Genomic DNA, 2246 nt, shown 5'->3' with positions numbered 1-2246 from the left:
ACCAACATCCCGGAAGAGGTCCGGCAGGCCATGAACCTGCCGATGGAGGACATGCGCGCCGCTTCCTTCCCCAATCTCACGCTGCCGCTGTTCGAGGACATCAAGCGAGTGTTCAAGAACGAGACCGGCCGCGTCTTCATCTATCCCTCGTCGGGCACCGGCGCCTGGGAAGCGGCGATGACCAACGTGCTCAGCCCCGGCGATAGGGTGCTGATGTCACGCTTCGGCCAGTTCTCGCATCTGTGGGTCGACATGGCCGAGCGCCTCGGCTTCGAGGTCGATGTCATCGACTGCGAGTGGGGAACGGGCGTTCCTCTCGACCTCTATGCTGAGAGGCTTCGGGCCGACAAAGCCCATCGCATCAAGGCGGTCTTCTGCACCCAGAACGAGACCGCGACCGGCGTCACCAGCGACGTCGCCGGCTGCCGCGCCGCGCTCGACGCCGCGAACCACCCGGCGCTGCTCTTCGTCGACGGCGTCTCGTCGATCGGCTCGATCGACTTCCGCCAGGAGGAATGGGGCGTCGACTGCGCCGTCTCCGGCTCGCAGAAGGGCTTCATGCTGCCGGCCGGCCTCGGCTTCCTGTCGGTCAGCCAGAAGGCGCTGGCCGCGTCCAGGACCGCGACGCACCGGCGCTGCTACTTCGCCTTCGAGGACATGATCCGCACCAACGACACCGGCTACTTCCCCTATACGCCGGCCACGCAGCTCTTGCGCGGCCTGCGCGCCTCGCTCGACCTGATCGCCGAGGAAGGGCTGGACAACATCTTCGCCCGCCACCATCGCCTGGCCGAAGGCGTGCGCAAGGCGGTCGATGCCTGGGGGCTGAAGCTGTGCGCCAAGCAACGCAAATGGCACTCCGACACGGTCAGCGCCATCCTGGTGCCGGAAGGCATCGACAGCGCCGAAATCGTCAAGCGCGCCTACCAGAAGTACAACACCTCGCTCGGCGGCGGCCTCAACAAGGTGGCCGGCAAGGTCTTCCGCATCGGCCATCTCGGCTGGCTGAACGAGGTGATGGTGCTTGGATCATTGGCCGCCGCTGAACTTGCGCTGCTCGACTGCGGCGTCGAACTGGCCCCGGGTTCGGGCGTGGCGGCGGCGATCGAACACTTCCGCGGCACGGCCGAGGTGCCGGTCGCCGAGGCGGCGTGAGGAGCGGACGATGAGCCACACCATCAACCATCTCAAGAAGCTCAGGCTGCAGCGCAGCGAGCTGGCGGTTCCGGGCTCCAGCCCCGAGATGATCGACAAGGCGGCGAGCAGCGCCGCCGACTTCGTCTTCCTCGACATCGAGGACGCGGTGGCGCCGCCCGACAAGGAGCGCGCCCGCAAGAACATCATCCAGGCGCTCAACGACATCGACTGGCGCGCCAGGGGCAAGACCGTCTCGGTGCGCATCAACGGCCTCGACACCCATTACATGTACCGCGACGTCGTCGACGTCATGGAGCAGGCCGGCGACCGGCTGGACACGATTTTGGTGCCGAAGGTCGGCGTGCCGGCCGACCTCTACATGGTCGAGGCCATGGTCAACCAGATCGAGATGGCCAAGGGTTACAAGACCCGCGTCGGCCTCGAAGCGCTGATCGAGACCGCGCTCGGCATGGCCAATGTCGAGGCGATCGCCGCCACGCCCGGCCGGCTGGAGGCGATGCATTTCGGCGTCGCCGACTACGCCGCCAGCAACAAGGCGCGCACCGTCAACATCGGCGGCCTCAACCCCGACTATCCCGGCGACCAGTGGCACTTTGCCCTGTCGCGCATGACGGTTGCCTGCCGCGCCTATGGCTTGCGCGCCATCGACGGACCGTTCGGCGATTTCTCCGATCCGGAAGGCTACCAGGCGGCCGCCAGGCGTGCCGCGGCGCTCGGCATCGAAGGCAAATGGGCGATCCACCCCTCGCAGATCGCCTTGGCCAACGACGTCTTCTCGCCGCCGGAAAAGGAGGTCACCCGCGCCCGCCGCATCCTCGAGGTGCTGAAGGAGGCCGAGGCGCTCGGCAAGGGCGCGGCAGCGCTCGACGGCAAGATGATCGACGCGGCGTCCGAACGCATGGCCCGCAACGTGCTGGTGGTGAGCGAGGCGATCGAGCGCGCCGGCCAGGCGCAGGCCACTCAGTGAGAAATATGGCGCACTAAGCTTTCTGGGAGGACAAGATGGACATTCACGAATACCAGGCCAAGGAACTGCTTGCCCGTCACGGCGTGCATGTGCCGCGCGGCGGCCTTGCCTACAGCCCCGA

General features: G+C 66.9%; 2 protein-coding genes. Both read left to right on the top strand.

What is annotated here, in order from left to right:
* Nucleotides 1–1155: aminotransferase class V-fold PLP-dependent enzyme (locus RFN30_RS32145; RefSeq protein WP_320265964.1), on the top strand; the 1155-nt coding region annotated here is incomplete at its 5' end.
* A 10-nt stretch (nt 1156–1165) separates the two neighbouring features.
* Entirely contained in the window at nt 1166–2125 is a 960-nt protein-coding gene (locus RFN30_RS32140; protein ID WP_320265963.1) for an HpcH/HpaI aldolase/citrate lyase family protein, read from the top strand.
* Nucleotides 2126–2246 lie beyond the last annotated feature (121 nt).

Origin of the sequence: Mesorhizobium dulcispinae, from assembly GCF_033977345.1 — a bacterium.
In the GTDB taxonomy this organism is placed as follows: domain Bacteria; phylum Pseudomonadota; class Alphaproteobacteria; order Rhizobiales; family Rhizobiaceae; genus Mesorhizobium; species Mesorhizobium dulcispinae.
The sequence above is the reverse complement of the archived record's forward strand: the minus strand, read 5'-3'. Positions and strand labels throughout refer to the sequence as shown.